Annotated in this window: 25 protein-coding genes; 7 read left to right on the top strand and 18 right to left on the bottom strand. The window is 64.8% G+C overall.

Annotation, left to right across the window (positions count from 1 at the left end):
* Positions 1-145 precede the first annotated feature (145 nt).
* The 3 genes from I6F36_RS22045 (at position 146) to I6F36_RS22035 (ending at position 2,859) form a co-directional block, all read left to right on the top strand.
* Positions 146-1,441 (top strand): O-acetylhomoserine aminocarboxypropyltransferase, encoded by a 1,296-nt coding sequence (locus I6F36_RS22045; protein ID WP_036014390.1) that lies wholly within the window; start codon positions 146-148, stop codon positions 1,439-1,441.
* Positions 1,442-1,445: 4 nt separating this feature from the next.
* Positions 1,446-2,228, top strand: coding sequence for an alpha/beta fold hydrolase (locus I6F36_RS22040; protein WP_225172144.1), 783 nt, complete (start codon positions 1,446-1,448; stop codon positions 2,226-2,228).
* 127 nt (positions 2,229-2,355) lie between these two features.
* Complete coding sequence (locus tag I6F36_RS22035) at positions 2,356-2,859, top strand: DUF6496 domain-containing protein (protein WP_225172143.1); 504 nt, start codon at positions 2,356-2,358, stop codon at positions 2,857-2,859.
* A gap of 14 nt (positions 2,860-2,873) precedes the next feature.
* Here I6F36_RS22035 and I6F36_RS22030 read toward each other — a convergent pair whose 3' ends face one another.
* The 11 genes from I6F36_RS22030 to phnG all read right to left on the bottom strand — a co-directional run bounded on the left by I6F36_RS22030 (position 2,874) and on the right by phnG (position 11,568).
* Positions 2,874-3,827: an aliphatic sulfonate ABC transporter substrate-binding protein gene (locus I6F36_RS22030; protein WP_225172142.1), complete on the bottom strand. Its 954-nt coding sequence runs from the start codon at positions 3,825-3,827 to the stop codon at positions 2,874-2,876.
* A 20-nt stretch (positions 3,828-3,847) separates the two neighbouring features.
* A complete protein-coding gene (locus tag I6F36_RS22025; protein ID WP_225172141.1) occupies positions 3,848-4,069 on the bottom strand; it encodes a hypothetical protein in 222 nt (73 codons plus the stop codon).
* A gap of 515 nt (positions 4,070-4,584) precedes the next feature.
* Positions 4,585-5,196, bottom strand: a complete 612-nt coding sequence (locus tag I6F36_RS22020; RefSeq protein WP_036026947.1) for a pyridoxamine 5'-phosphate oxidase family protein — start codon at positions 5,194-5,196, stop codon at positions 4,585-4,587.
* A 28-nt stretch (positions 5,197-5,224) separates the two neighbouring features.
* Positions 5,225-5,821: a phosphonate metabolism protein/1,5-bisphosphokinase (PRPP-forming) PhnN gene (phnN, locus tag I6F36_RS22015; protein ID WP_225172140.1), complete on the bottom strand. Its 597-nt coding sequence runs from the start codon at positions 5,819-5,821 to the stop codon at positions 5,225-5,227.
* Positions 5,818-6,966, bottom strand: coding sequence for an alpha-D-ribose 1-methylphosphonate 5-triphosphate diphosphatase (locus I6F36_RS22010; protein ID WP_225172139.1), 1,149 nt, complete (start codon positions 6,964-6,966; stop codon positions 5,818-5,820). Before I6F36_RS22010 ends, phnN begins: the two co-directional genes overlap by 4 nt.
* A 12-nt stretch (positions 6,967-6,978) precedes the next feature.
* Positions 6,979-7,677 carry a phosphonate C-P lyase system protein PhnL gene (phnL, locus tag I6F36_RS22005; RefSeq protein ID WP_225172138.1) on the bottom strand — a complete coding sequence of 233 codons (699 nt, stop codon included), beginning with the start codon at positions 7,675-7,677 and terminating at the stop codon, positions 6,979-6,981.
* 22 nt (positions 7,678-7,699) lie between these two features.
* Entirely contained in the window at positions 7,700-8,497 is a 798-nt protein-coding gene (phnK, locus tag I6F36_RS22000; RefSeq protein WP_036014398.1) for a phosphonate C-P lyase system protein PhnK, read from the bottom strand.
* Complete coding sequence (locus I6F36_RS21995; RefSeq protein WP_036014400.1) at positions 8,490-9,386, bottom strand: alpha-D-ribose 1-methylphosphonate 5-phosphate C-P-lyase PhnJ; 897 nt, start codon at positions 9,384-9,386, stop codon at positions 8,490-8,492. Before I6F36_RS21995 ends, phnK begins: the two co-directional genes overlap by 8 nt.
* Positions 9,383-10,486, bottom strand: a complete 1,104-nt coding sequence (locus I6F36_RS21990; protein WP_225172137.1) for a carbon-phosphorus lyase complex subunit PhnI — start codon at positions 10,484-10,486, stop codon at positions 9,383-9,385. The genes I6F36_RS21995 and I6F36_RS21990 overlap by 4 nt, the downstream gene beginning before the upstream one ends.
* Positions 10,487-10,490: 4 nt before the next feature.
* Entirely contained in the window at positions 10,491-11,099 is a 609-nt protein-coding gene (gene phnH / locus I6F36_RS21985) for a phosphonate C-P lyase system protein PhnH (RefSeq protein ID WP_036026934.1), read from the bottom strand.
* 4 nt (positions 11,100-11,103) lie between these two features.
* Entirely contained in the window at positions 11,104-11,568 is a 465-nt protein-coding gene (gene phnG, locus I6F36_RS21980) for a phosphonate C-P lyase system protein PhnG (protein WP_109145401.1), read from the bottom strand.
* A 119-nt stretch (positions 11,569-11,687) separates the two neighbouring features.
* Between phnG and phnF the strand changes: the two genes are divergently transcribed.
* The gene (gene phnF, locus I6F36_RS21975) at positions 11,688-12,419 is read left to right on the top strand and encodes a phosphonate metabolism transcriptional regulator PhnF (protein ID WP_225172136.1); all 732 of its coding nucleotides are present in this window, start codon (positions 11,688-11,690) and stop codon (positions 12,417-12,419) included.
* 136 nt (positions 12,420-12,555) lie between these two features.
* Here phnF and phnE (I6F36_RS21970) read toward each other — a convergent pair whose 3' ends face one another.
* The 4 genes from phnE (I6F36_RS21970) to phnC form a co-directional block, all read right to left on the bottom strand.
* A complete protein-coding gene (phnE, locus tag I6F36_RS21970; protein WP_050996001.1) occupies positions 12,556-13,410 on the bottom strand; it encodes a phosphonate ABC transporter, permease protein PhnE in 855 nt (284 codons plus the stop codon).
* The gene (gene phnE, locus I6F36_RS21965) at positions 13,407-14,294 is read right to left on the bottom strand and encodes a phosphonate ABC transporter, permease protein PhnE (protein ID WP_225172233.1); all 888 of its coding nucleotides are present in this window, start codon (positions 14,292-14,294) and stop codon (positions 13,407-13,409) included. The genes phnE (I6F36_RS21970) and phnE (I6F36_RS21965) overlap by 4 nt, the downstream gene beginning before the upstream one ends.
* A gap of 67 nt (positions 14,295-14,361) precedes the next feature.
* Positions 14,362-15,270, bottom strand: a complete 909-nt coding sequence (gene phnD / locus I6F36_RS21960) for a phosphonate ABC transporter substrate-binding protein (RefSeq protein ID WP_225172135.1) — start codon at positions 15,268-15,270, stop codon at positions 14,362-14,364.
* Between the two features lie 74 nt (positions 15,271-15,344).
* Entirely contained in the window at positions 15,345-16,160 is an 816-nt protein-coding gene (gene phnC, locus I6F36_RS21955) for a phosphonate ABC transporter ATP-binding protein (protein ID WP_036026922.1), read from the bottom strand.
* Between the two features lie 174 nt (positions 16,161-16,334).
* On the opposite strand from phnC, the gene I6F36_RS21950 reads away from it, so the two are divergent.
* From I6F36_RS21950 to I6F36_RS21940, 3 genes are read left to right on the top strand one after another with little or no spacing between them, the layout of a single operon-like run.
* A complete protein-coding gene (locus tag I6F36_RS21950; RefSeq protein WP_225172134.1) occupies positions 16,335-17,006 on the top strand; it encodes a chloramphenicol acetyltransferase in 672 nt (223 codons plus the stop codon).
* Entirely contained in the window at positions 17,003-18,196 is a 1,194-nt protein-coding gene (locus I6F36_RS21945) for an alpha-D-ribose 1-methylphosphonate 5-triphosphate diphosphatase (RefSeq protein WP_225172133.1), read from the top strand. The genes I6F36_RS21950 and I6F36_RS21945 overlap by 4 nt, the downstream gene beginning before the upstream one ends.
* Positions 18,197-18,214: 18 nt before the next feature.
* Positions 18,215-18,913, top strand: a complete 699-nt coding sequence (locus I6F36_RS21940; RefSeq protein WP_225172132.1) for a DUF1045 domain-containing protein — start codon at positions 18,215-18,217, stop codon at positions 18,911-18,913.
* A gap of 3 nt (positions 18,914-18,916) precedes the next feature.
* Here the strand turns inward: I6F36_RS21940 and I6F36_RS21935 are convergent, their stop codons facing one another.
* From I6F36_RS21935 to I6F36_RS21925, 3 genes are all read right to left on the bottom strand, one after another.
* Positions 18,917-19,510, bottom strand: a complete 594-nt coding sequence (locus tag I6F36_RS21935; RefSeq protein WP_225172131.1) for a hypothetical protein — start codon at positions 19,508-19,510, stop codon at positions 18,917-18,919.
* A gap of 83 nt (positions 19,511-19,593) precedes the next feature.
* On the bottom strand, positions 19,594-20,994 hold the full coding sequence (locus I6F36_RS21930; RefSeq protein WP_225113394.1) for a selenium-binding family protein: 1,401 nt from the start codon (positions 20,992-20,994) through the stop codon (positions 19,594-19,596).
* Between the two features lie 356 nt (positions 20,995-21,350).
* Entirely contained in the window at positions 21,351-22,289 is a 939-nt protein-coding gene (locus I6F36_RS21925) for a dihydrodipicolinate synthase family protein (RefSeq protein ID WP_225172130.1), read from the bottom strand.
* Between the last annotated feature and the right edge of the window lie 48 nt (positions 22,290-22,337).

Below are 22,337 nucleotides of genomic sequence, written 5' to 3'. Positions count from 1 at the left end.
CCCTCTCCCCGTAAGAACGGGGCGAGGGAGCGCACCGCCGGCGCGGCTGGAGCTCGCTTCAAACCCAGCGCTGTCAATGGGCTGACGTACCGCTCCGTTTTGTGGCACAACGGCCGCCATCGCCGACCGATCAACGAGGCCACGCATGCCCGCGCCGAAACCGCCTGCCTTCGAGACCCTGAGCCTGCATGCGGGCCAGCATCCGGATCCCACGACCGGCGCCCGGGCGGTGCCGATCTACCAGACCACGTCCTACGTGTTCCAGGATTCCGATCACGCCGCCGCGCTGTTCAATCTGGAGCGCGCCGGCCACATCTATACGCGCATCTCCAATCCGACCACCGGCGTGCTGGAGGAGCGGCTTGCGGCGCTGGAAGGCGGCGTCGGCGCGATCTGCACGGCGAGCGGCCAGGCGGCGCTGCACCTCGCCATCGCCACGCTGCTCAATGCCGGCGACCACATCGTGGCGTCGAGCTCGCTCTATGGCGGCACCATCAATTTGTTGGCGCACACGCTGCCCCGCTTCGGCATCACCACGACGTTTGTGAAACCACGCGATCTCGACGCATTCCGCGCGGCGATCAAACCGAACACGAAGCTCGTGATCGGCGAGACCATCGGCAACCCCGGCCTCGAGGTGCTCGACATCCCGAAGGTTGCGGCGATCGCGCATGAGGCCAAGATTCCGCTTCTGATCGACAACACCTTCGCCACGCCCTATCTCAGCCGTCCGATCGAGCTCGGCGCCGACATCGTGATGCATTCGGCGACCAAATGGATCGGCGGCCACGGCATCGCGATCGGCGGCGCCATCGTCGACGGCGGCCGCTTCGACTGGCGCTCCTCCGGCAAGTTCGGCGTGCTGACCGAGCCCTATGGCGGCTATCACGGCATCGTCTTCGACGAGCAGTTCGGCACCGCCGCCTTCATCATGCGCGCCCGCACGGAAGGCCTGCGCGATTTCGGCGCCTGCCTGTCGCCAACCAACGCGTTCCAGCTGCTCCAGGGCGTCGAGACGCTCGGCGTGCGCATGGACCGGCATATGCAGAACACGCATCTGGTGCTGGAGGCGCTGAAGTCCAACAAGGCCGTGGACTGGGTGCTGCACCCGTCGCTCGAGGATCATACGGACTACCAGCTTGCCAAGACGCTGCTGCCGCGCGGTGCCGGCTCGATCGTCTCCTTCGGCATCAAGGGCGGCCGGCCTGCCGGACGCAAGTTCATCGAGAGCTTACGCATGATCAGCCATCTCGCCAATGTCGGCGACGCCAAGACGCTGGTGATCCATCCGGCCTCGACCACGCATCAGCAGATGGATGCCGAGCAGCTCAAGGCGGCCGGCATCGGCGAAGAGCTGGTGCGGCTCTCGGTCGGCATCGAGACCGCAAGCGACATCATCGACGACCTCAACCAAGCGCTGCGCATCTCGCAAAAGGCCTGACACCATGAAGCTCTCCGTCAACGGCACCGATGTGTTTGTCGCAACCGGTGGCCGCGACTTCGACAAGTCCCTGCCCGCGGTCGTCTTCATCCACGGCGCCGGCTTCGACCATTCGACCTGGGCGTTGCATACGCGCTGGTTCGCCCATCACGGCTTTGCCGTGCTGGCGCCCGACCTGCCCGGCCACGGCCGCTCTACTGGGCCTTCGCTCGGCAGCATCGCCGAGATGGCCGACTGGACGGCGGCGCTGCTCGATGCGGCGGGCGCCGCAAAGGCGCATCTGATCGGTCACTCCATGGGCTCGCTGATCTCGCTGGAGACCGCCGCGCGACATCCCGACAAGGTGTCAGCGCTGAGCCTGATCGGCACCGCCGCGACCATGGCGGTGGGGCCGGATCTGTTGAAAGCCGCCGAAGCCAACTCGCAGGATGCCAACGACATGGTCTCGATCTGGGGCCTCGGCTTCAACGCGGAGCTCGGCGGCAGCCTGGCGCCGGGCCTGTGGATGCATGGCGGCGCGCAGGCGGTGCTCAGGGCATGCGAGCCGGGCGTGCTGTTCAGGGATCTGTCGGCCTGCAACTCCTATACGAATGCGCTTGCCGCTGCGGCGACCGTGAAGGTGCCGACGACGCTCATCCTCGGCGAGCGGGACATGATGACGCCGGCGAAGGCCGGCAAGGCGCTCGCCGCGGCGATCCCGCATGCAAAGACCGTCGTGGTGCCCGGCGCCGGCCACATGATCATGGCCGAGCGGCCGGACGAGCTGCTGGCGGCGCTGAGGAACTAAAGTTGTCTACGCATGATCTTTCCGGAAAACCGCTTCGCACTTTTCCGGATCATGCTTTAGGCGGATCAATCTTCCGTCTTGCGCGTTGCGGTCAGACATCCCTCTCACTCAAGAAGGGAACTGGACCATGCCGAGACAGGAAGTCATTCGCAAAGCCAGGCAAGACAAGCGCGCCGGCAAGTCGGCCAGCACGCAGGCCGGCGAATTCGTCAAGGACGAGATCGACAGGATCCGGAAAGGCAAGCACGGCGCACGCTCGACCAAGCAGGCCATCGCGATCGGCCTCTCCGAAGCGCGTCGCGCCGGTGTCGATCTGCCGCCACCGCGCAAGGGAAGCACTAAGAAGTCGACGCGCCGTAGTGCCAAGTACGCTTACGAGGTCGGCCAGGGCAAACGCACGCCGAAGCGGAGGCCAAAAGTATCGCGCGCCGCCACGAACGCTCTGAAGAAGGAACCGCGCTCGACCGCATCGCGCGGTGCGCTGTCGAAACAGGCCAAGCGCGCCGCAAGCCGCCGAACCGCAGCGTCCCGCTCGGCCGCCGCGCGCAAGGCAAGCCACACCAAGGGTGCCAAGGTCCGCTCCGCTGCCGCCAAGAAGGCGGCGCGCACCCGCGCGCGCCGCCGGAGCTGATCAGTCGCGCCGTTTCAGGAGCCCGGATTCCATTTCCAGACGATGTCGGAGACGTTGACGGGCTTCGGGATCAGACCGAGCTTTGCAAAGCGATCGGCAACCGCCTGCTGGCTTGCGATGATCTCGGCATCCAGCGGCACCACGCGAAAGTTGGAGCGGTCCACGAAACGCCTGACGGCCTCGATGTCGACGCCGGTCGCGTCTGCCTGGGCTTTGGCGACGTCCTCGTGGTGTTCGTTGGCCCAGACGCCTTCGGAGGCGAAGGTGGTGTTGAGCTTCGCCACCAGCGACGGATATTTGTCGACGAAATCCGTGTTGGCGATGTAGAAGGCATTCGGCTTGTGCACGTCCTTGTCGAAAGCGATGACGCGCGCCTTTTCCTTCAGCTCGGCGAGCGCGAGATAGGGATCCCAGATCGACCAGGCATCGACCGAGCCCTTGATGAAGGCGGCGGTCGCATCGGCAGGCGCGAGCGGCGCCGGCGTGATGTCGGACCAGGACAGGCCGGCCTTCTCGAGCGCCGCGACCAATAGATTATGCGCGCTCGATCCCTTGCCGAAAGCGACGCGCTTGCCCTTGAGATCGCCCAGCGTCTTGATCGCCGAATCCTTCGGCACGATGATCGCCTGGGTGTTGCCGTCCGATTTCACCGCGGCAACGTAACGGATCTTGGCGCCGCCGGCCTGCGCGAAGATCGGCGGGGAGTCGCCGACATAGCCGAAATCGACGCTACCGACATTGATGGCCTCCAGCAGGGGCGGACCGAACTGGAAGTCGATCCACTTGATCTCGATGCCGAGCGGCTTGAAGGCGTTCTCGAGCGTCTGACGCTGGCGCACCGCGGGGAAGAAGCCGCCCTTCTGCGTGCCGATGCGGATTTCCGCGGGCTTGTGCTCGGCGTGCGCAGGTGCGGCCAGCGCCGTCGCAAGCAACAGCGTTGTTGCCAGGATATGTCGTCGGGTGATCATGATGCGGTCCTCTCGGTGGATCAGTTGGCGAAGAAATGCGAACTTGCGCGGCGGCTCCGCTCGGAGAACACGGCACGGGCGGCGCGCTCGGCCTCACGGGCCGAACGGAACTGGCGGCCTTCGAGGCTGTCGAACAGGCGCTCGGAGGAGAAGAAGCGGAAGCCACGCTCATCGCGCGTGATGATGCCGGCGGCGCGGTCCTGGATCTCGATGATGTAGGCGTTCGACTGAGGCTGGGACATGACTGCTCGTTCGCCGGAAATTCGGCGTTCCTGTCTTGGGATTTTCTCTTGGGATTTCGATGTGAGGTGCTGTTAGGAGACGGTCAGCAACAACAACAGGCGCCCGTTGCCGCCGAGAAACAGCGCCGCGTCATGCACGCGTGCATGTCGTTCTGATTGCGCTGGTGGTCGGTTTTCATGGTGCGGCTTCAGGCTCGATGAGCAGTTTGGATGCCTCGAATATCGAGCGATCGGCACGATTGGTCAATGAAATGGCTATCCAAATTTACGGCGCGTGCGCTCGGGCGCTTCTCCCGCCGCAAGCAGAGACAGGCGGAATCATCTCGCGATGAGTTCAACGCGCGCGGTCGTCCGAACTCGGGGAATGCCGTAGGGTGGGCAAAGCGAAGCGTGCCCACCACTTGCGTGTGATCGGTAAGAATTCGTGGGCACGGCGCAAGTGCACCTTTGCCCACCCTACGAATCCGGACTCGCGGAGAGATATCCTCTCTCACACGGGTATAGGGAAAGAAAGATCACCACATCGTCGCCGCCGCCCGTTCGGGCCAGATGCGGTCATACTCCGCGCCGCCGACTTTGTTGTCGCTCATCTCCGCAAGAATCTGCCCCGGTGTCGGCAGCGTCTTCGGATCGACGCGCTTGTCGGGATTCCAGAGATCGGCGCGGACGATGGCGCGGGCGCACTGGAAGTAGATCTCGTCCACGTTCATCACCATGACGCTACGCGGCGCCTTACCCTCGACCTTGAACGAGGCCAGCAGCTCCGGATCGATCGACAGATGCGCGCGGCCGTTCGCCCGCACCGCATTACCCGAGCCGGGGATCAGGAACATCAGCGACACGCGCGGGTCGCGCACGATATTGCGCAAGGAATCGACCCGGTTGTTGCCACGGCGGTCGGGCAGCATCAGCGTCTTGGGGTCGTGGATGCGGACAAAGCCGGGCAGATCGCCGCGCGGCGAGCAGTCGATGCCTTCGGGCCCGATGGTGGCGAGCGCGGCGAACGGCGCCTTCTCGATGAAGATGCGGTAGAGCGGGGTGACGTGGTCGGCAACTTTGACGGTCGAGGCATCGTTCGTGACGCCGTAGATGGCCTCCAGCTGCTCGACCGTTTCAATCACCGTCATTCCACTCTCTCCGTGTTATTGCCCGCAACTAATCTTGCCAGCCTTGATTCCTGATCACGCGCACGAGCTGGCGGCTGTGATAGTCGGCGCTGCCGGCATTGAGGATGGTGACATCGGCGTGTGCCGAGGCGTCATCGACGCTGCGCGACAGCCGCTCGGCGATGTCGCCATCGCTTTTCCGGGCGCGCGCGGCAAGCCGCTGCGCCAATACGTCCGGCGGCGCCGTGATCGCGACCACCACGACGTTGGCATAGGCCCGGCGCAAGGCAGCGATCACGGTGCGTGAGACGTTGGCAACGATGGTGCGGCCCGCGCGGACGTCGTCGTTGATCTCGAGCGGCAGTGCATAGGAATGCCCATGCGCCTCCCAGTGCACGGCAAAGTCGCCGTGCTCGCACGCGCGGCGGAATTCGTCGGGACTGACCGCGATATTGTCTTCATCGACCGAGGACGCACGCGTCACGATGCGGCGCGGGAAGACGATGTCGGGATCGTCGCTGCAAGCCGCCTGGGCCAGCCGCAGCAAGGTATCCTTGCCGGCGCCGCTGGGGCCGACCACGAGCACGAGCCGGCCGGGGCCGATCGCACCCCTCTCGCCTTCGCCCGTGGCCGCCATCTCGCTCATGCGACGCGGTGTCCTTCGCGCCAGACGCTGCGGACCACGGGAACGTGGCCTGCGACATGGACGCGGATCAGATCGGCGCGCTTGCCAGTCGCGACCTCGCCGCGGTCGGTGAGGCCGACCGCTTCGGCGGGCGCTTTCGTCACGGTGCGGACCGCGGCCGGAAGGCTGATCGCGGGCACATGCTCGGGCAATTGCAACGCGGCCATCAAAAGGCTCGACGGGATGTAGTCCGACGACAGGATGTCGAGCAGGCCCTCGCGGGCGAGATCGACCGCGGCGATGTTGCCGGAGTGCGAGCCGCCGCGCACCACGTTCGGCGCGCCCATCAGGATGTCGATGCCGGCCTGGTGCAGGCCGCGCGCGGCCTCCAGCGTGGTCGGGAATTCCGCGACGGAGACGCGGTCGCGCACGGCGTCCGCGACGTTCTCCTCGGTGGTGTCGTCGTGGCTCGCCAGCGGAATGTTGTACTCATGCGCCAGCGCCACGATCTCGCGCATGTTGGCCGCGGCATAGAGCCTTTGATATTCGAACCGCTTTGCGAACAGCTCGTCGAGCTCGGCATCGGTCTTGCCGCCGCCCTTGCCGCGATAATAGTCGCGCAGCTTGACCTCGTCGCGAAACTGGCGCTGGCCCGGCGTGTGGTCCATCAGCGACATCAGCTTGACGTCGGGACGGTCGATCAGCTCCTTGGCCTCCTCGACCACGCTCGGCATCGGGATCTCGCAGCGCAGATGAAGGAAGTGATCGGCGCGCAGCAGGTTGGCCTCGCGCGCGGTGGTGATCGCGGCGGCGAGCACGCCGGCGCGGCCATCGACCTCCTCGGCGCCGTCCTCGCGCCAGACCCGGAGCGAATCGAACACGGTGGTGATGCCCGAGGTCGCGAGCTGGCCGTCATAGGAGATGACGGCGGCGACAGGATTCCAGAACACTTTTGGCCGCGGTACGTAATGCGCCTCGAGATGGTCGGTGTGGAGTTCGATCAGGCCGGGGATGATCAGATCGCCGCCGGCATCCTCGGCACCCGCGGGCGCCCTCCCCTCGCCGATCTCCGCAATGCGGCCGTCGGCAAGCGCGAGCCAGCCCTGCTCGATCACCCGGTCAGCCAGCACGATCCTGGCGTTGGCGATCACGGATTCCTTCTTCATTTCCCCATTCCTTCAGGCCGCGGCGGCAAAGCCGGTGACGTCGACGATGCCGTCGGCAATCAAATGACGGATTTCGTCGTCATGGACAATGGCGACCATGGCGACGCCCTGACGTTTCTTTTCAGCGACCAGCTCGACCACCACGGCGCGATTGGCCGCATCGAGCGAGGCGGTCGGCTCGTCCAGCAGAAGGATCGGCAGGTCGGAGATGAAGCCACGGGCGATGTTCACGCGCTGCTGCTCGCCGCCGGAGAAGGTCGCGGGGGGAAGCTGCCAGAGCCGTTCGGGGATGTTGAGACGATGCAGCAGCTCGCCGGCGCGCGCCTGTGCGTCTGCCCGGCTCATGCCATTCGCGATCAGCGGCTCCGCGACGACGTCGATGGTGGCGACGCGCGGCACCGCGCGCAGGAACTGGCTGACATAGCCGATGGTGGAGCGGCGGATGTTGAGCACCTGGCGTGGCTCGGCGGTGGCAAGATCGACCACTTTGCCGCGATGGCGGATGCCGATGCAGCCGCTATCGCAGCGATAATTGCCGAAGATCATCTTCAGGATGGACGACTTGCCGGCGCCCGACGGCCCCGACAGCACGACGCACTCGCCTGGATTGACCTGGAAGGTCACGCCACGCACGACAGGCAGCTCGATGCCGCCCTGCAGGTGCATCGTAAAGGTCTTGCCGGCGTCAGTGATGTCGATCATGGCGGTCATTGGAAAGCTCATATCGTAAAGTTCATGGCGGCAGGATCGAGGAGACGAGCAGCTGGGTATAGGGCTCGCGCGGGTCGTCGAGCACCTGGTCCGTGAGACCGGTCTCGATGACGCGGCCGCCTTTCATCACCATCACGCGGTGCGACAAGAGGCGCGCCACCGCGAGATCGTGGGTGACGATGATGACGGCGAGGTTCAGCTCGGCGACGAGGCTGCGCAAGAGATCGAGCAGGCGCGCCTGCACCGATACGTCAAGGCCGCCGGTCGGCTCGTCCATGAACACGAGCCGCGGCTCGGTAACGAGGTTGCGGGCGATCTGGAGGCGCTGGCGCATGCCGCCGGAATAGGTGCGCGGCGCATCGTCGATGCGCGCGACGTCGATCTCGACGCGCGTCAGCCAATCCGACGCGGTCTCACGGATGCGGCCGTAGTGATTCCACCCCACCGCCATCAGCCGCTCGCCGACATTGGCGCCGGCCGAGACTGCCATGCGCAGGCCCTGCGCGGGGTCTTGATGCACAAAGCCCCAATCGGTGCGGAACAGGAAGCGGCGCTCGGCCTCGCCGAGCGTCGTGAGATCGCGGGTGACGCCATCACGCATCCGATAGGACACATGGCCTGCACTCGGCGCGAGCTGGCCCGACAGCATTTGCAGCAGCGTCGACTTGCCCGAGCCGGATTCGCCGACGATCGCCAGCACCTCGCCGGGATAGAGCGAGAACGACACGTCGCGACAGGCATTGATGCGGCCGAACGACTTGCTGAGGGATTTTGCGACCAGCAGCGGCTCGTCGTTCTCGACCAGATTCTGATCAGCCATTCGCGGCCTCCTGCGCCTTATCCTTGTACGGCGCGGCACTGAGGCTGCCGTGATGGCCGGCGGCCTGGCGGCCCTCGCAATAATCGGTATCCGAGCAGACGAACATGCGCCCGCCCTTGTCGTCGGTCACGATCTCGTCGAGATAGGAATTCTCCGCGCCACAGAGCGCGCAGGGCGCGTTGAAGCGGTAGGGCTCGAACGGGTGATCCTCGAAATCGAGCGACACCACCTGGGTGTAGGGCGGGATGGCGTAGATGCGCTTCTCGCGGCCGGCGCCGAACAATTGCAGCGCCGGGGAATTGTCCATCTTGGGATTGTCGAATTTCGGCGTCGGCGACGGGTCCATCACGTAGCGCGCGTTGACCTTGACCGGATAGGCATAGGCGGTGGCGATGTGGCCGAAACGGGCGATGTCCTCGTAGAGCTTCACATGCATCAGGCCGTATTCGGCGAGCGCGTGCATGCGCCGCGTCTCGGTCTCGCGCGGCTCGAGGAAGCGCAACGGCTCGGGGATCGGCACCTGATAGACCAGCACCTGGTTCTCGTTCAGCGCCGTCTCGGGGATGCGGTGACGGGTCTGGATCACGGTTGCCTCGTCCGTCGCCGTCGTCGTCGCAACGCCCGCAGTCTTCGCAAAGAATTTACGGATCGAGATCGCGTTGGTGGTGTCATCCGAACCCTGGTCGATCACCTTCAGCACGTCCTGAGGCCCCAGGATCGCGGCCGTGACCTGCACGCCGCCGGTGCCCCAGCCATACGGCATCGGCATTTCGCGGCTGGCGAACGGCACCTGATAGCCGGGGATCGCGATCGCCTTCAGGATCGCGCGGCGGATCATGCGCTTCGTCTGTTCGTCGAGATAGGCGAAATTGTAGGCGGGCGCGTTCATTCCGCGGCCTCCTTCATGGCATCGGGCGTATTGGCATCGGCGAACTCCTGACGCAGCTTTCGGAGCAGGCCGAGCTCGGACTGGAAATCGACATAGTGCGGCAGCTTCAGGTGCTCGACGAAGCCGGTCGCCTGGACGTTGTCCGAATGCGACATCACGAACTCCTCGTCCTGCGCCGGTGCGAGCGCCTCCTCGCCGAGCTCACGGGCGCGCAATGCGCGGTCGACCAGCGCCATCGACATGGTCTTGCGTTCGCTCTGGCCGAAGGCGAGGCCATAGCCGCGGGTGAAGCACGGCGCCTCGGTCGCCGAGCCCTTGAACTGGTTGACCATCTGGCACTCGGTGAGCTCGATCGCACCGAGCGGCACGGCGAAGCCGACGTCTTCCGCGACGAATTCGACCTCGACCTCGCCGAAGCGGATCTCGCCGACGAAGGGATGGTTGCGGCCGTAGCCGCGCTGGGTGGAATAGCCCATCGCGAGCAGAAAGCCTTCGTCACCGCGCGCGAGGTTTTGCAGGCGCAAATCACGGTCCGCGGGGAAATTCAGCGGCTCGCGGGTGAGATCGCCGACGCTGGCGCCGTCCTCGGCTTCCGGCGATGATTCGATCAGCCCGTCGCGCCCGAGAATGTCTGTCACGCGCGGCGTCGGCGCGGTCGAGGCTTCGGCCGCAGCCGGCCTCTCCGGCACAAAACCTTGGGCGAGCGATGGATCGAGCAGGCGGTGCGTGTAGTCGAAGGTCGGCCCCAGGATCTGGCCGCCGGGAATGTCCTTGAAGGTCGCCGACACCCGCCGCTGCACCCGCATGGTGCCGGTGTCGACCGGCTCGCTGGCACCGAAGCGCGGCAGCGTGGCGCGGAAGGCGCGAACCAGGAAGATCGCCTCGATTAAATCGCCGCGCGCCTGCTTGATCGCAAGCGACGCGAGCTCGCGGTCATAGAGCGAGCCTTCGCTCATGACGCGATCGACGGCCAGGCCGAGCTGCTCCGAGATCTGGTCGAGCGTGATTTCCGCAACGCTCTGGTCGCCGCGCCGCTTATGCGCGAGCAGGCGATGGGCGTTCTCGATGGCGCGTTCGCCGCCTTTGACTGCGACATACATGCTTCTAGCTTCCCTTGCTCACGACGCGCGTGGTGCGGGGGATCGCGACCACAGCGTCATCGGCGACCAGCACCACATCGATGCCGCGCGGAAACAGCGCCTCGTTGATATGCAGGCGCTCGAACAGGTCGAAAGGCTTGATCGACGCCTGCAGCGTGGCGACACCGTCAATGCCGGGGCCGCGCAGTTCGAAGCTGCGCCCGGCGGCGAGGCTGTCGACCTGGATGACCACCGTGGTCGAACGGTCCGGATACTCGCTGGTGCCGAACGCGAAGCGCTCGAGCGCAGGCAAGGCGCCGCCGTCACTGATGAGCGCGAAGGAAGCGATCGACGAATCCTGCACGACCGGCGCGCCGGTGTGGAACTTCAGCCACTTCGTCACGTCCGAGCTTTCCGCCATCCGCGCATCGAGCCAGAGCGGCGTGTCGTGATCGAACAGCGTCAGCGCGATCGCTGCGGTGCCGCGCATCATCGGCCCTGGCGCGCCCGCCATCGGCACGATGCGCTGGACCGAGCCCGGCCGCGCCATGGCGTCCATGACTGAGCGAAAGGTCGATTGCGCCGACAGCACCTTGTCGGCGAAACCGGGCGGCAGCTCCGCAATCGTGGTCATGATCTCACCCCTCACCGCGCACCATGGTGTAGAAATCAACCTTCGTCGCGGCGGCCGCTGCCGCCGCCTGCTTGCGCCTGACCATAAGCTGCTCGCGCAACGGCGCGATAACGTCGCGCTCCACCGCTCCGCCGAAATCGCGGGACTGCACCAGCGCATCGCACAGCGCGATCAGCCGCGCCTTCTCACCGTCGCGGCCGAGCGTGTAGCCGAACCCGACCTCGCCGCTCGCAAGCCGCACCGCGGCGCGCGACACCGTCGCTTCGCCGAGATTGAACGGCGCGCCGTCGCCGCCGACCCGGCCGCGCAGCATGACGAGGCCGTTCTCCGGCGTGCGCAGATCGTGGTGATCCGGGAGAGACAAGTTGCGGAGGCGAGCGGCGATCTCGCCCGCCTCCGCGTGCGCCAGCACCGCCATTGCGGCCTTGCGCTGGGCTTGCTGGTCGTTGTGCTGGGTCACCTGGTCCACCGAGCTTTTTGACAGAACTTGCCGCGTCGAAGTTGTCTATGATAATAGACAACTTCATACGGACGCGCCATGACTGTTTCGTGACAATGCTGTGATTTCTGGAGTAGGTTTCCCGCGACATGAGCATGCAGGACACAGCCTCCTCGGGCGTCGCGCTATGGCGCCTCGTGGCCGATGGCATCGAGCGCGGCATCGCCGACGGCCGCTTTGCGGCCGGCGACAAATTGCCGGGCGAGATGGAGATCGCCGAAACCTATCGCGTCAACCGCCACACCGTGCGGCGCGCGTTGGCAGCCCTCGCCGAGCGCGGCCTGGTGCGCGCCGAGCGCGGCAGCGGAACCTATGTCGAGGCGCAAAAGCTCGCTTATCCCTTGCGCTCGCGCACGCGCTTCTCCGAGATCGTCGGCGCCGATGGCCGCGAACCGCATGGCCGGCTGATCGAGGCGACCGATGACGTTGCGACGCGCGAGCTCGCACGAGAGCTGGGATTGAAGACCGGCGCGCCGCTGGTGCGGATCGAGGCGATTCGCCTCGCCGACCGCACCCCGATCTGTGTTTCCACCACCTGGCTATCGGCGGAGCGGTTTCCGGAGGCGGGCGCCGTGTTCGCGGCAACGCGCTCGATGACGAAGCTGCTGGAGCATTTTGGCGTGCGCGACTATCGCCGCGGTGCGACGCGAATCACCGCGGGGATCGTCGACGCGACCGACGCCGCACGGCTCGACCTGGCGCTGGGGCGGCCGATCCTGGTGGTCGACGCCACCGACCATGATCTCATGGGCAAGCCGCTGGTGACGAAGCACTCGCGCTTTGCGGCAGAGCGGGTGGAGTTTTTGGTGGAGAACGCTTAGATCAGAGCGTTTTCCAGCGAAGCCTGCCCTCGGACTTGATCCGGGGTGGAAACGATTTGCGTCGAGAAAACGCGTCAAAACAAAAATCAGAGCTCCGTTCCGATCCAATCGGAACGGATAAGACTGCAGCACGACGTTAGGCGACCGTCCGCTTGCCGATGATCGCGAAGCGCAGCTTGCCGGAAATCCAGTCGATCGACGATACAGTTACCAGGATCAGCAGGATCAGAAACGATACCTTCTGCCATTCCAGCACCCGGATCTGTTCGGCAAGCTGAAGGCCAATGCCGCCAGCGCCAACGATTCCGATGATCGTCGCCGATCGCGTATTCGACTCGAAATAGTAGAGCACCTGGCTCAGCAAGACCGGGAATACCTGCGGCAGCAATCCGAAGCGGACGCTGTGGAGATGGTTGCCGCCCGATGACCGAACGCCTTCCGCGGGGTTCTTGTCGGCGACCTCGATCGCTTCCGAGAACAGCTTGCCGAACGTTCCGAAATCGCTGCAGATCACGGCCAGGATGCCGGCAAACGGCCCCAGCCCCACGACGCCGACCCAGATCAGTGCCCAGATCAAAGTGTCGACTCCCCGGATGGTATCGAGGCCACGACGCGTCAATAGGCGGATGATCCGGTTTGCAACCACGTTGCGCGCCGCCAGCAGGGATACCGGCAGCGCGAGCAGCGCGCCGCCAAGGGTGCCGAGAAACGCGATCGACACCGTCTCTCCGAGCGCATGCAGATATTTCAGAACCTCCGCCCAAGAACCCGGGCTGGGCGGCAACATGAGCTGGACGAATTCGCCCAGCCTGACCATGCCCTGGGAGAGCCGATTAAAGGGAATATCGAGCTGGACGATCCCGAACAGGAACAGCCCGACCGTCCCGCCGACGAGTATTGCGATCCTTCCCCGCTGCCACCAATCGGTCCGGAAGACGTCGGGATACCGTTCGGCAATGCCGGCCCGGTTTTCAAAACTGAAGGAGCTCATCGGGTGCTTCCCTCCAGCCCGAGCAGGCGGTGTCGCAACCGTTCCGTCAGGAAGTCGATCAACATGACGGTAAGGACGATGAGCAGCAGGATGGCGCTGACGTCGGTGAAGTAGAACTTGCGAACCGCCTCGATCAGATCCTGGCCGATCCCGCCGGCGCCGACGAAGCCCATCACGGCCGCGCCACGCACGTTGATCTCGAACCTGAGCAAGGCATAGCTCACGAAGTTCGAGAGGACCTGAGGCAACGCGCCGAACCGAACGACCTGAACCCAGCTGCCCCCGCTTGCCGCCACCCCTTCGACCGGCTTGCTGTCGATGTTCTCGACAACCTCGGCGAATTGCTTGCCCAACGCTCCGGCGGTATGGATTGCAATCGCCAGAACGCCCGGCAGCGGCCCGAGACCAAACGCTAGCACGAAGATCAGGGCAAACACGATCTCCGGCACGGTCCTGAAAAACTCCAGAGCGCGCCGGGTGACGAAAACAGTCGTTCCTGATTTCACGAGATTGGCCGAGGCGAGGAAGCAAAGCGCGAAACCGCACAGCGCACCCGAGAGGGTGCCCATATAGGCTATCAGCAACGTATCCCCGAGAAGCCGTGCCCAGCGCGGCAATCCCCACAGCCACTCCGCCAAATCGCTCCATGCGGTCGCGAACGAAAATTTGGGTGCGATGCTGAGGAAATAGGCCGGGAAGCGCCAGAAATTCTCGACAAAATTTCCGAGACTGACCTCGCCCATCCAGCCCGCGGCAATGGCAACGGCGATCAGGACGGCGGCACCGAGCCATACGCGGCGGCGCTTGGCGGCAATTGCGGCCGCATAGCGATCGCCAAGCTCACGCAGCCTGGCTTCCGGAAATTCGGGAACTGCTGTTCGCATGGGATGTTCGCGAGAGCCGACGGGCAGATCTTGCGATCTGCCCGACTTGTCCAACCCTTCGTTTCCCTCAGGATTTCTGCTTGCGAATGCTGTCGACAAACTTGGTCAGTTCGATCACGGCGTCATACGCCTTGTGGTCGACCTCGACGTAGGGCAATTGCTTCCCCTCGTAAATCTTGTCGAAAGCCGCCTTGTCCTTCACCGCAATTTCCAGCACTGCTTTCTTGATCGCCGCCTTGAGGTCGTCAGGCAGGCTGCTGAGATAGGCCATCGGCGAGTTCACGATCTGCTCGGACTTCATGATGATCTTGAAATCCGCGGCCTTCGCCATGCCCTTCCGTTCCATCCGGAGCAGGTTCGATTCCTTCTCGTCGTTCCACCAGTTGAACGCCGCGTCGCAGGTGCCCTGGGAAAGCCCGATCACCGCGTTTTCATGGCTCCCCGAGTAGACCACCTTGGCGAAGAACTTCTCCGGATCTATGCCCATCTTGTTCATCGCGAAACGCGGCACGTTGTTGCCGGAAGTCGAGTTGGGATCGACGAGGCAGAGGTTCTTGCCTTGCAGGTCCTTGATGTCCTTGTAGCTCGAATCGATTTTGACATAGAGAACCGAGTAATAGCCTTTGGTGCCGTCGCCGTTCACCTCGATCGCGAACGGTTCGACCTTCGCGCCAATGATGTAGGCACGCGCGTAGGACGCCGGGCCGTACATCGCGATGTGAATGTTTCCTGCACGCTGACCTTCGATCACCGCGGCGTAGTCATTGGCGATGCGCAGCGTGACCTTCGTTCCAAGCTCGCGGGACAGGTACTCCGTCAAAGGCGTCCAGCGGTTGGTGGTGCCGGAGGCATTCTCGTCGGGGACTTTCGCGAAGATCAACTCAGGATATTTCGCCTTCCAGTCCTGCGCCGCAGCGGCTGAAACTGAAAATGCCAGGGCCGCCGCAGCGGCAACGATCGTACGACGGTCTATCATGACGTCTCCCATTTCAAGGTTATGAAACTGTCGAGTTCCGGCTCTGCGCTAGGCTCGATTTAAGGAAGCAGCGATCAGGCCACGGCAACCGTGCGGAGGGCAGGAACTGCTGTGCCGACCGATGCATCCGCGGGCGCAACATCCATGACTTCATTCGCCTCGAGATCGTACAGCTCGCGCGCGATATGATCGGTCAAGGCCGCCGGCGCGCCGTCGAACACCACGCGTCCGGCCGCCATGCCGATCAGGCGGTCGCAATAGCTGCGGGCGAGATCGAGCGAATGCAGGTTGCAGAGCACGGTGATACCGAAATGCTTGTTGATGCGCAGAAGCGCATCCATCACGATCTTGGTGTTGCGGGGATCGAGCGAGGCGATCGGCTCGTCGGCAAGGATAATGTCGGGCTGCTGAACCAGCGCCCGCGCGATCGCCACGCGCTGCTGCTGACCGCCCGAGAGCTGGTCGGCGCGCTGGGCCGCGATGGCAGCCATGTCGAACTGCTCGAGCGCCGACATCGCGATGGCCTTGTCTTCTTCGGGCCAAAGCTGCAGCAGCGACCGCCATGTCGGCACCGTCGACAGCCGCCCCATCAGCACATTGGTGAGGACGTCGAGCCGGCCGACGAGGTTGAACTGCTGAAAAATCATCGCCGACCGCGCACGCCACTGCCGCAGCTCCTTGCCGCGCAGCGCGGTGACGTCGACGCCTTCGAACAGGATGCGGCCTTCGGAGGGCTCGGTGAGGCGGTTGATGGACCGCAGCAATGTCGACTTGCCGGCGCCGGATCGCCCGATCACCCCGACGAAGCCGCCGGGGGAAACTTGAAACGAAGCATCGTCCACCGCGGCTTTCGCGCCGAAGCGACACGTCAGGCCTTCAACCACCAGCATCGAGGGGCTCCAGAGTAGCTGGAGCCAACCGCTAACCCTCGTGCTTAACACTTGTGTGACAGCGCTGCTGCAGTGCGGCCATCCTACGCACGTCATCCCCTGTCATCTCGCTGTCATGACATCGTCATCCGGCCGCTCGAAGAGAGACGCCCGCCCTCGCACTTCGGATGCAACATGGCCGCCAAAGCTCTTTCGGTTCAGCCGACCGTCGATCCCTCGGCCAAGCTGCATGAGACCAGGCTTGGCGCCTACACCGAAGTCGGCGCGCGCACGATCCTGCATGAAGTCGCGATGGGCGATTATTCCTATGTCGTGAACGATGTGCAGATCACCTACGCCACCATCGGAAAGTTCTGCTCGATCGCGGCGATGACCCGCATCAATCCCGGCAACCATCCGATGCATCGCGCCACTCAGGCGCATTTCACTTACCGATCCAGCGCCTATTTCGAAGGTGAGAGCGACGATCTCGAGTTCTTCGACTGGCGCCGCCGGCATCACGTTCATATCGGCCATGACGTCTGGATCGGCCATGGCGCGATCGTGCTGCCGGGCCGCAACATCGGCACCGGCGCGGTGATCGCCGCCGGCGCGATCGTCACCAAGGACGTGCCGGCCTACAGCATCGTCGCCGGCAATCCGGCCCGCATCGTGCGGCGGCGATTCTCGGAGGAGATCGCCGGACGGCTCGCAAGGCTTGCTTGGTGGGACTGGGATCACGACAAGTTGCGCGAGGCGCTACCCGATTTCCGCAAGCTCGGGATTGAAGATTTCCTCTCGGCATACGAAGCAAAAGCGAGCTCACTCGCCAATTCTCCTGCCAGCAAACGAAGCGCGGTCGCGTGACAGACATATTCATCGAAGGCGGCCGGGCCCTGATCGGCGCCGAGCTCGTCGAAACCTCCCTTCTCGTCTCCGGAACAGACATTGCAGAGGTCGATGCTTCTCGCGGCCGGGCGCGGCTGGCACTGGATGCCCGTGACCTGCTGGTGCTGCCCGGCATCGTCGATCTGCATGGCGATGCCTTCGAGCGGCAGATGATGCCGCGCGCCGGCGTCGACTTTCCGATCGACGTCGCGCTCGCCGACAGCGACCGCCAGGCGATCAGCAACGGCATCACCACCGTGTTTCACGCCACGACCTGCTCGTGGGAGCCGGGCCTGCGAAGCGCCGACAATGCGCGCGGCCTGATGGAGGCGATCGAGCGGCAGCGTCCGCAGTTCGCTGCCGACACCCGCTTCCACCTGCGGCACGAGACCTTCAATCTCGATGCCGAAGCGGAGATCGCGGAGTGGCTCAGCGAGGGCCGCGTCGACCTGTTCGCCTTCAACGATCATATGGACGGCGTCGTTGCCGACATCTCCAACCCACGCAAGCGCAACCGCATGGTGGAGCGCACCGGTCTGTCGAGCGAAGAATTCGACCGGCTGGTCGAGCGCGTGGTCTCGCGCGCCGACGAGGTGCCCGCCTCGGTGTCACGCCTGGCCGCCGCGGCCCGCGGGGCCGAGGTGCGGATGCTCTCGCACGACGATTCGAGCCCGGCGATGCGCCGGGACTTTCGCGAGCTCGGCGCCTTGATCGCGGAGTTTCCGATCAACGAGGAGACGGCGCAGGCTGCGGCCAGCCACGGCGATGCCATCGTCTATGGCGCGCCGAACGTCGTGCGCGGCGGCAGCCACACCGGCTGGACCAGGGCCTCCGACATGATCGCCAAGGGGCTCTGCTCGGTGCTGGCGTCGGACTATTACTATCCCGCGCAGCTGCTCGCCGCGTTCCGCCTGGCCGCCGATGGCGTGATGCCTCTGGCTCAGGCCTGGGATCTGGTCTCCGCCGGCCCGGCGCGGGCAACCGGCCTCACCGATCGCGGCCTGCTCGCGGAGGGACGCCGCGCCGACATTCTCCTCGTCGACGACAGCGTGGAGCTGCGGCCGCGGCTGATCGCGGTGATCTCAGGCGGCAGGCTCGTGCATCTCACCGACGCGACGCGGCTGCTCACCGCAATGGCGGCGCCGCGCGAGACTGTCGTCGCGGCGTAAATTGGTTATGCTGAGGCAATGACAGGTTTCCCCCGCTACGCGATCTATTATGCCGCAGGCCGCGACAGCGCCCTCTCCCGCTTCGGCGCCGAGCTGCTCGGCTATGACGCCTACAGCGGCGGCGAGATTTCGTTTCCAGAGCAGGCGCTGCACGCCGCGCCCGACTGGCGCGAGGTCAGCGCCGATCCCCGCAAATACGGCTTTCACGCCACGCTGAAGGCGCCGATGGCGCTGGCGCCCGGCAAGACCGAAGCCGAGCTGATGGCCGCCTGCGCGGCCTTCGCGGGCAGGACACGGCCAATCCCGGCAATCCGACCGATGGTCGATGCCATCAGCGGCTTCATTGCCGTTATTCCGGCCGAGCCGATGGAAGCGCTCCAGCAACTTGCCGCTGATTGCGTTCGCGAGTTCGACCCGTTTCGCGCCGCTCTGACGGCGGAAGATCGCGCTCGGCGCAAGCCGGAGAAGCTCAGCGAGCGGCAGCGCGATTATCTCAACCGCTGGGGCTATCCCTACGTGATGGAAGAATTCCGTTTCCACATGACGCTGACGGGGCGGCTGGATGCGGAGCGGCGCGGGCCGATCCTTCAGATGCTGCGAACACGGTTTGCGGCGCTGGGGATCGAGACGCTCGCGATCGATCGCATCGCGCTGTTCAGGCAGGATGATGCCAAGGCGCGGTTTCGCATCATCGGCGAGTGGGCTTTGGTGCGGTAGACCTCAGCGCGAGGCCGCAACATTGAAAGCGAGCGCCACCGCGCCAACCAGAACGAGGCTGATCGCCCAGACTGCATCCAGGTTGAACCAGCTTCGCGAGACGAACCTCAGTCCCAGATGGCGGTAGACCAGCCACGCCAGACATCCGCCGGCGCCGACCATGGCGGCAACGTGCACCAGCGACACCAGCACCGCCATCCCGAGATTTGCCGTCATCAGCGCGCCCGCCGCCTGATGGCCGGCATCGAGCTCGAAGGCCTGGCAGAGCCCGAGATAGATCGGCACGAGCATCAGGGCAGCGCCGTGAGCGATGGCGACGGCAAATGACCAGAGCACCAATTGCGTCGGCGGAATTCGTGCCAGCGCGCGCGGATGACGCCGGTCGATCAGCCGGTAGACGCCAAAGCCGATGACGAGAAGACTCGCTCCGATCTGGATTGGACGCTGCCATTCGGCCAGTATGAGCAGGAAGGCGAACGGCAGCAGCACGAGAAGTGTTGCCAGGAGGTGCCCGGCCGCCAGAGCCCACAATGCACGGAAGAGCGCGAGGGGGCTCTTGTCCATGAGCCCGGCCGAAACGGCGAGCGGCCATCCCATTCCCGGATTGACCCCGTGGTAGAGACCGCTCGCAACAAGCGCGAGCCACAGCCAGCCAAGGGCCGGGCTCGCCTGCGTCCCATCTAGACCGACGGGTAGCAAAATGAGTCCGTCGAACAGTCGCCGCCCTCGAGTCTGATCTGGTGCGCGCGATATCCGTCGGGGAAGCTCACGAAATAGTCCTTGTCGAGCTCGAGGCCGCCGTCACGACCGACATTGGCCATGACTTCCACGCCCGGAACCCCGTCGGGATAGAACTGGTCGTCCCAGGTGGAATAGAGCGAATTGGTCCAGTACACGCGCCGGCCGTCGCGGCTGATCTCGACCATCTGCGGGCCCGCCGCAAAGGCCTTTCCGTTCGGATGGGGCGTGCGCCGCGCGATGCCGCCGATGTGGACCGAGCCCGCAAGCTTCGGCTTTCTGGGATCGCTGACGTCGTACTGGCGCATCTCACCCGTGCCCCAGCACGAGACATAGAGAAACCGGTCGTCCATCGACAGGTCGATGTCCGTTACCAGCGGCGGCACGGCGCCAAATCCCTGCAGCAGCGGCGGCAGCTTCTCCTTGGGCGCGGGTTCGGGAGGGATCGTCGCCGTCTTCTCGGCATGGAATTTTCCGTCCTCGCGCCACCAGGTCCAGATCGACGCTTCGAGGTTGGTGGTGTCGACCACGACACCGACGAAGCCGTACTCGCGAACCGGATCGTGCGCTGGCCGCACCTCCAGCGCCATCTGATGATTGGCGCCGAGGTCGATGGTCTGGACGTTGCGACGCGCGCGAAGGTCCCAGAAGTGGAGGCGATGGCCATATTTGTTCGCAAGCAGATCTTCCGGGACGATCCCGTTCTCGAACTGCGGCGGTAACGCCCATTCGCTCGTCACCATGTAATCGCGCGGCAGATTCCACCAGAAATCATAATGCAGCGTCTGCGGGCCACGGTCGATCTCCCATCGTCCAAGAACTTCGAACGTCTCGCAATCCATGATGAAGACGCCCGGAGGTCCATTGGTGCCGTCCTTGCCGCCGCCGCCCAGCGTGCTCACGTAAATGCCGTCCGGCCCGCAATGGATCGTGTGCGGCCGCGAGTAGCCGGTCTTCTTGAAGACTTCCTCTGGCTCGATGATCTTGTGGATCTTGGCCTGCGTCGGATCGGGCTTGGTATCGATGACGTAGATCCGCGACGAGCGCAGCCCGGGGATAATGAGATAGCGCCGCTCGATGAAGGCGTGTCCGGCGAGCGGCGACAGGGCGGAGGAGCAAGCATTCCAGCCGAAATGATGAAACTCATCACCCTTGTTGGGCATCGCTACGGTATGGACGATCTGGCTATAGGTCGGCGATCCCGGCTTGACGTCGATGACCGCGAGAGCATCCGGCTTTGAGAAATCCGGACTGAGCAGCAAGGTGTAAGCAAAGTTCTCCGCAGGCGCTTCCATCGCAAGCTTGGGCGATGCGTGAAAGGTAGGATCCGGCCTCATCGTCATGGCACTGCCTCCCTGTTCTGTCGGTTTGCACCAACCTGGCTCGGGATAGTGGCAAAAGAAGAGCTGTTGCGCGATGTCCTGAGAATCTCCGCAAGGCGCCGGTTGGCGCGCGTACATTATGCCATCGCGGGGCTATGGGGAACGGCCCGGCACGCGCTAATTCGACGCCTTCAGGCGAAATGGGCATCCCTCGTTCATTTCGAGCGAGGGCGCACAAGTCGCTCCTCGCAGCCTTCGTAGGGTGGGCAAAGGCGCAAAGCGCCGTGCCCACCGCTCTTCCCGCGGGCGCGCAAGTTGGTGGGCACGCTTCGCTTTGCCCACCCTACGACAGCTTCACGCAATGACGGGGGAGAGAATTACTTCCCCCACCTGAGCGCCAACGCGTCGCGCTCCTTGGCGAGCTCCAATAGCCCGGCGCGCGTCGCCGGATGCAGCGGCTGCAGCGGATGGCGCACCGCCTCCGACTTGATCACGCCGCCGGCCTGCATCATCACCTTGCAGGCGATCAGGCCGCATTGGCGGTTCTCGTAGTTGATCAGCGGCAGCCAGCGCTCGTATGCGGCCTTCGCCTTTTCGCGATCGCCCGCGAAATAGGGATCGATGATCTGGCGGATGCCGTCGGGATAGCCGCCGCCGGTCATGGCGCCGGTGGCGCCGGCGTCGAGATCGGCGAGCAGCGTGATCGCCTCCTCGCCGTCCCAGGGGCCCTCGATGTCCTTGCCGCCCGCCTCGATCAGGCTGCGGAGCTTCGAGGCCGCGCCCGGCACCTCGATCTTGAAATAGCGGATGTTGGAAAACTCGCGCGACAGCCGCGCGAGCAACTCGACCGACAGCGGCGTGCCGGCAACCGGCGCGTCCTGGATCATGATCGGGATGTTGATCGCGCCGGAGAGCACCTTGAAGAATTCGACGATGCCTTTCTCGGGGACGCGGAAGGTCGCGCCGTGATAGGGCGGCATCACCATCACCATGGCGGCGCCGGCCGCCTCCGCCTGCTTGCTGCGCGCGGCGCATACGGCCGAGCTGAAATGGGTGGTGGTGACGATCACGGGAACCCGGCCGGCCACATGGTCCAGCACCGCATGCATCACCGTGTCGCGCTCGGCATCGGTGAGCACGAACTGCTCGGAGAAATTGGCGAGGATGCAAATGCCGTGCGAGCCGGCATCGATCATGAAATCGAGGCAGCGGCGCTGACCCTCGAGGTCGAGCTCGCCGCGCTCGTCGAAGATGGTGGGCGCGACCGGGAACACGCCGCGATAGGGGCGTTGGGCCTTGTGTGGGGTGACCGGCATCGAACTCTCCATCCCTGATGTGTCTTGCGTCTGCCGCCGCGCCCGTGG

This window comes from Bradyrhizobium sp. BRP19 (assembly GCF_020194195.1).
Lineage (GTDB): Bacteria > Pseudomonadota > Alphaproteobacteria > Rhizobiales > Xanthobacteraceae > Bradyrhizobium > Bradyrhizobium yuanmingense.
The sequence above is the reverse complement of the archived record's forward strand: the minus strand, read 5'-3'. Positions and strand labels throughout refer to the sequence as shown.

Coding starts and splice junctions, on each gene's coding strand:
- I6F36_RS22045 (WP_036014390.1), top strand. CDS start 146: ATGCCCGCGCCGAAACCGCCTGCCTTCGAGACCCTGAGCCTGCATGCG.
- I6F36_RS22040 (WP_225172144.1), top strand. CDS start 1,446: ATGAAGCTCTCCGTCAACGGCACCGATGTGTTTGTCGCAACCGGTGGC.
- I6F36_RS22035 (WP_225172143.1), top strand. CDS start 2,356: ATGCCGAGACAGGAAGTCATTCGCAAAGCCAGGCAAGACAAGCGCGCC.
- I6F36_RS22030 (WP_225172142.1), bottom strand. CDS start 3,827: ATGATCACCCGACGACATATCCTGGCAACAACGCTGTTGCTTGCGACG.
- I6F36_RS22025 (WP_225172141.1), bottom strand. CDS start 4,069: ATGTCCCAGCCTCAGTCGAACGCCTACATCATCGAGATCCAGGACCGC.
- I6F36_RS22020 (WP_036026947.1), bottom strand. CDS start 5,196: ATGACGGTGATTGAAACGGTCGAGCAGCTGGAGGCCATCTACGGCGTC.
- phnN (WP_225172140.1), bottom strand. CDS start 5,821: ATGAGCGAGATGGCGGCCACGGGCGAAGGCGAGAGGGGTGCGATCGGC.
- I6F36_RS22010 (WP_225172139.1), bottom strand. CDS start 6,966: ATGAAGAAGGAATCCGTGATCGCCAACGCCAGGATCGTGCTGGCTGAC.
- phnL (WP_225172138.1), bottom strand. CDS start 7,677: ATGACCGCCATGATCGACATCACTGACGCCGGCAAGACCTTTACGATG.
- phnK (WP_036014398.1), bottom strand. CDS start 8,497: ATGGCTGATCAGAATCTGGTCGAGAACGACGAGCCGCTGCTGGTCGCA.
- I6F36_RS21995 (WP_036014400.1), bottom strand. CDS start 9,386: ATGAACGCGCCCGCCTACAATTTCGCCTATCTCGACGAACAGACGAAG.
- I6F36_RS21990 (WP_225172137.1), bottom strand. CDS start 10,486: ATGTATGTCGCAGTCAAAGGCGGCGAACGCGCCATCGAGAACGCCCAT.
- phnH (WP_036026934.1), bottom strand. CDS start 11,099: ATGACCACGATTGCGGAGCTGCCGCCCGGTTTCGCCGACAAGGTGCTG.
- phnF (WP_225172136.1), top strand. CDS start 11,688: ATGAGCATGCAGGACACAGCCTCCTCGGGCGTCGCGCTATGGCGCCTC.
- phnE (WP_050996001.1), bottom strand. CDS start 13,410: ATGAGCTCCTTCAGTTTTGAAAACCGGGCCGGCATTGCCGAACGGTAT.
- phnE (WP_225172233.1), bottom strand. CDS start 14,294: ATGCGAACAGCAGTTCCCGAATTTCCGGAAGCCAGGCTGCGTGAGCTT.
- phnD (WP_225172135.1), bottom strand. CDS start 15,270: ATGATAGACCGTCGTACGATCGTTGCCGCTGCGGCGGCCCTGGCATTT.
- phnC (WP_036026922.1), bottom strand. CDS start 16,160: ATGCTGGTGGTTGAAGGCCTGACGTGTCGCTTCGGCGCGAAAGCCGCG.
- I6F36_RS21950 (WP_225172134.1), top strand. CDS start 16,335: ATGGCCGCCAAAGCTCTTTCGGTTCAGCCGACCGTCGATCCCTCGGCC.
- I6F36_RS21940 (WP_225172132.1), top strand. CDS start 18,215: ATGACAGGTTTCCCCCGCTACGCGATCTATTATGCCGCAGGCCGCGAC.
- I6F36_RS21935 (WP_225172131.1), bottom strand. CDS start 19,510: ATGGGATGGCCGCTCGCCGTTTCGGCCGGGCTCATGGACAAGAGCCCC.
- I6F36_RS21930 (WP_225113394.1), bottom strand. CDS start 20,994: ATGACGATGAGGCCGGATCCTACCTTTCACGCATCGCCCAAGCTTGCG.
- I6F36_RS21925 (WP_225172130.1), bottom strand. CDS start 22,289: ATGCCGGTCACCCCACACAAGGCCCAACGCCCCTATCGCGGCGTGTTC.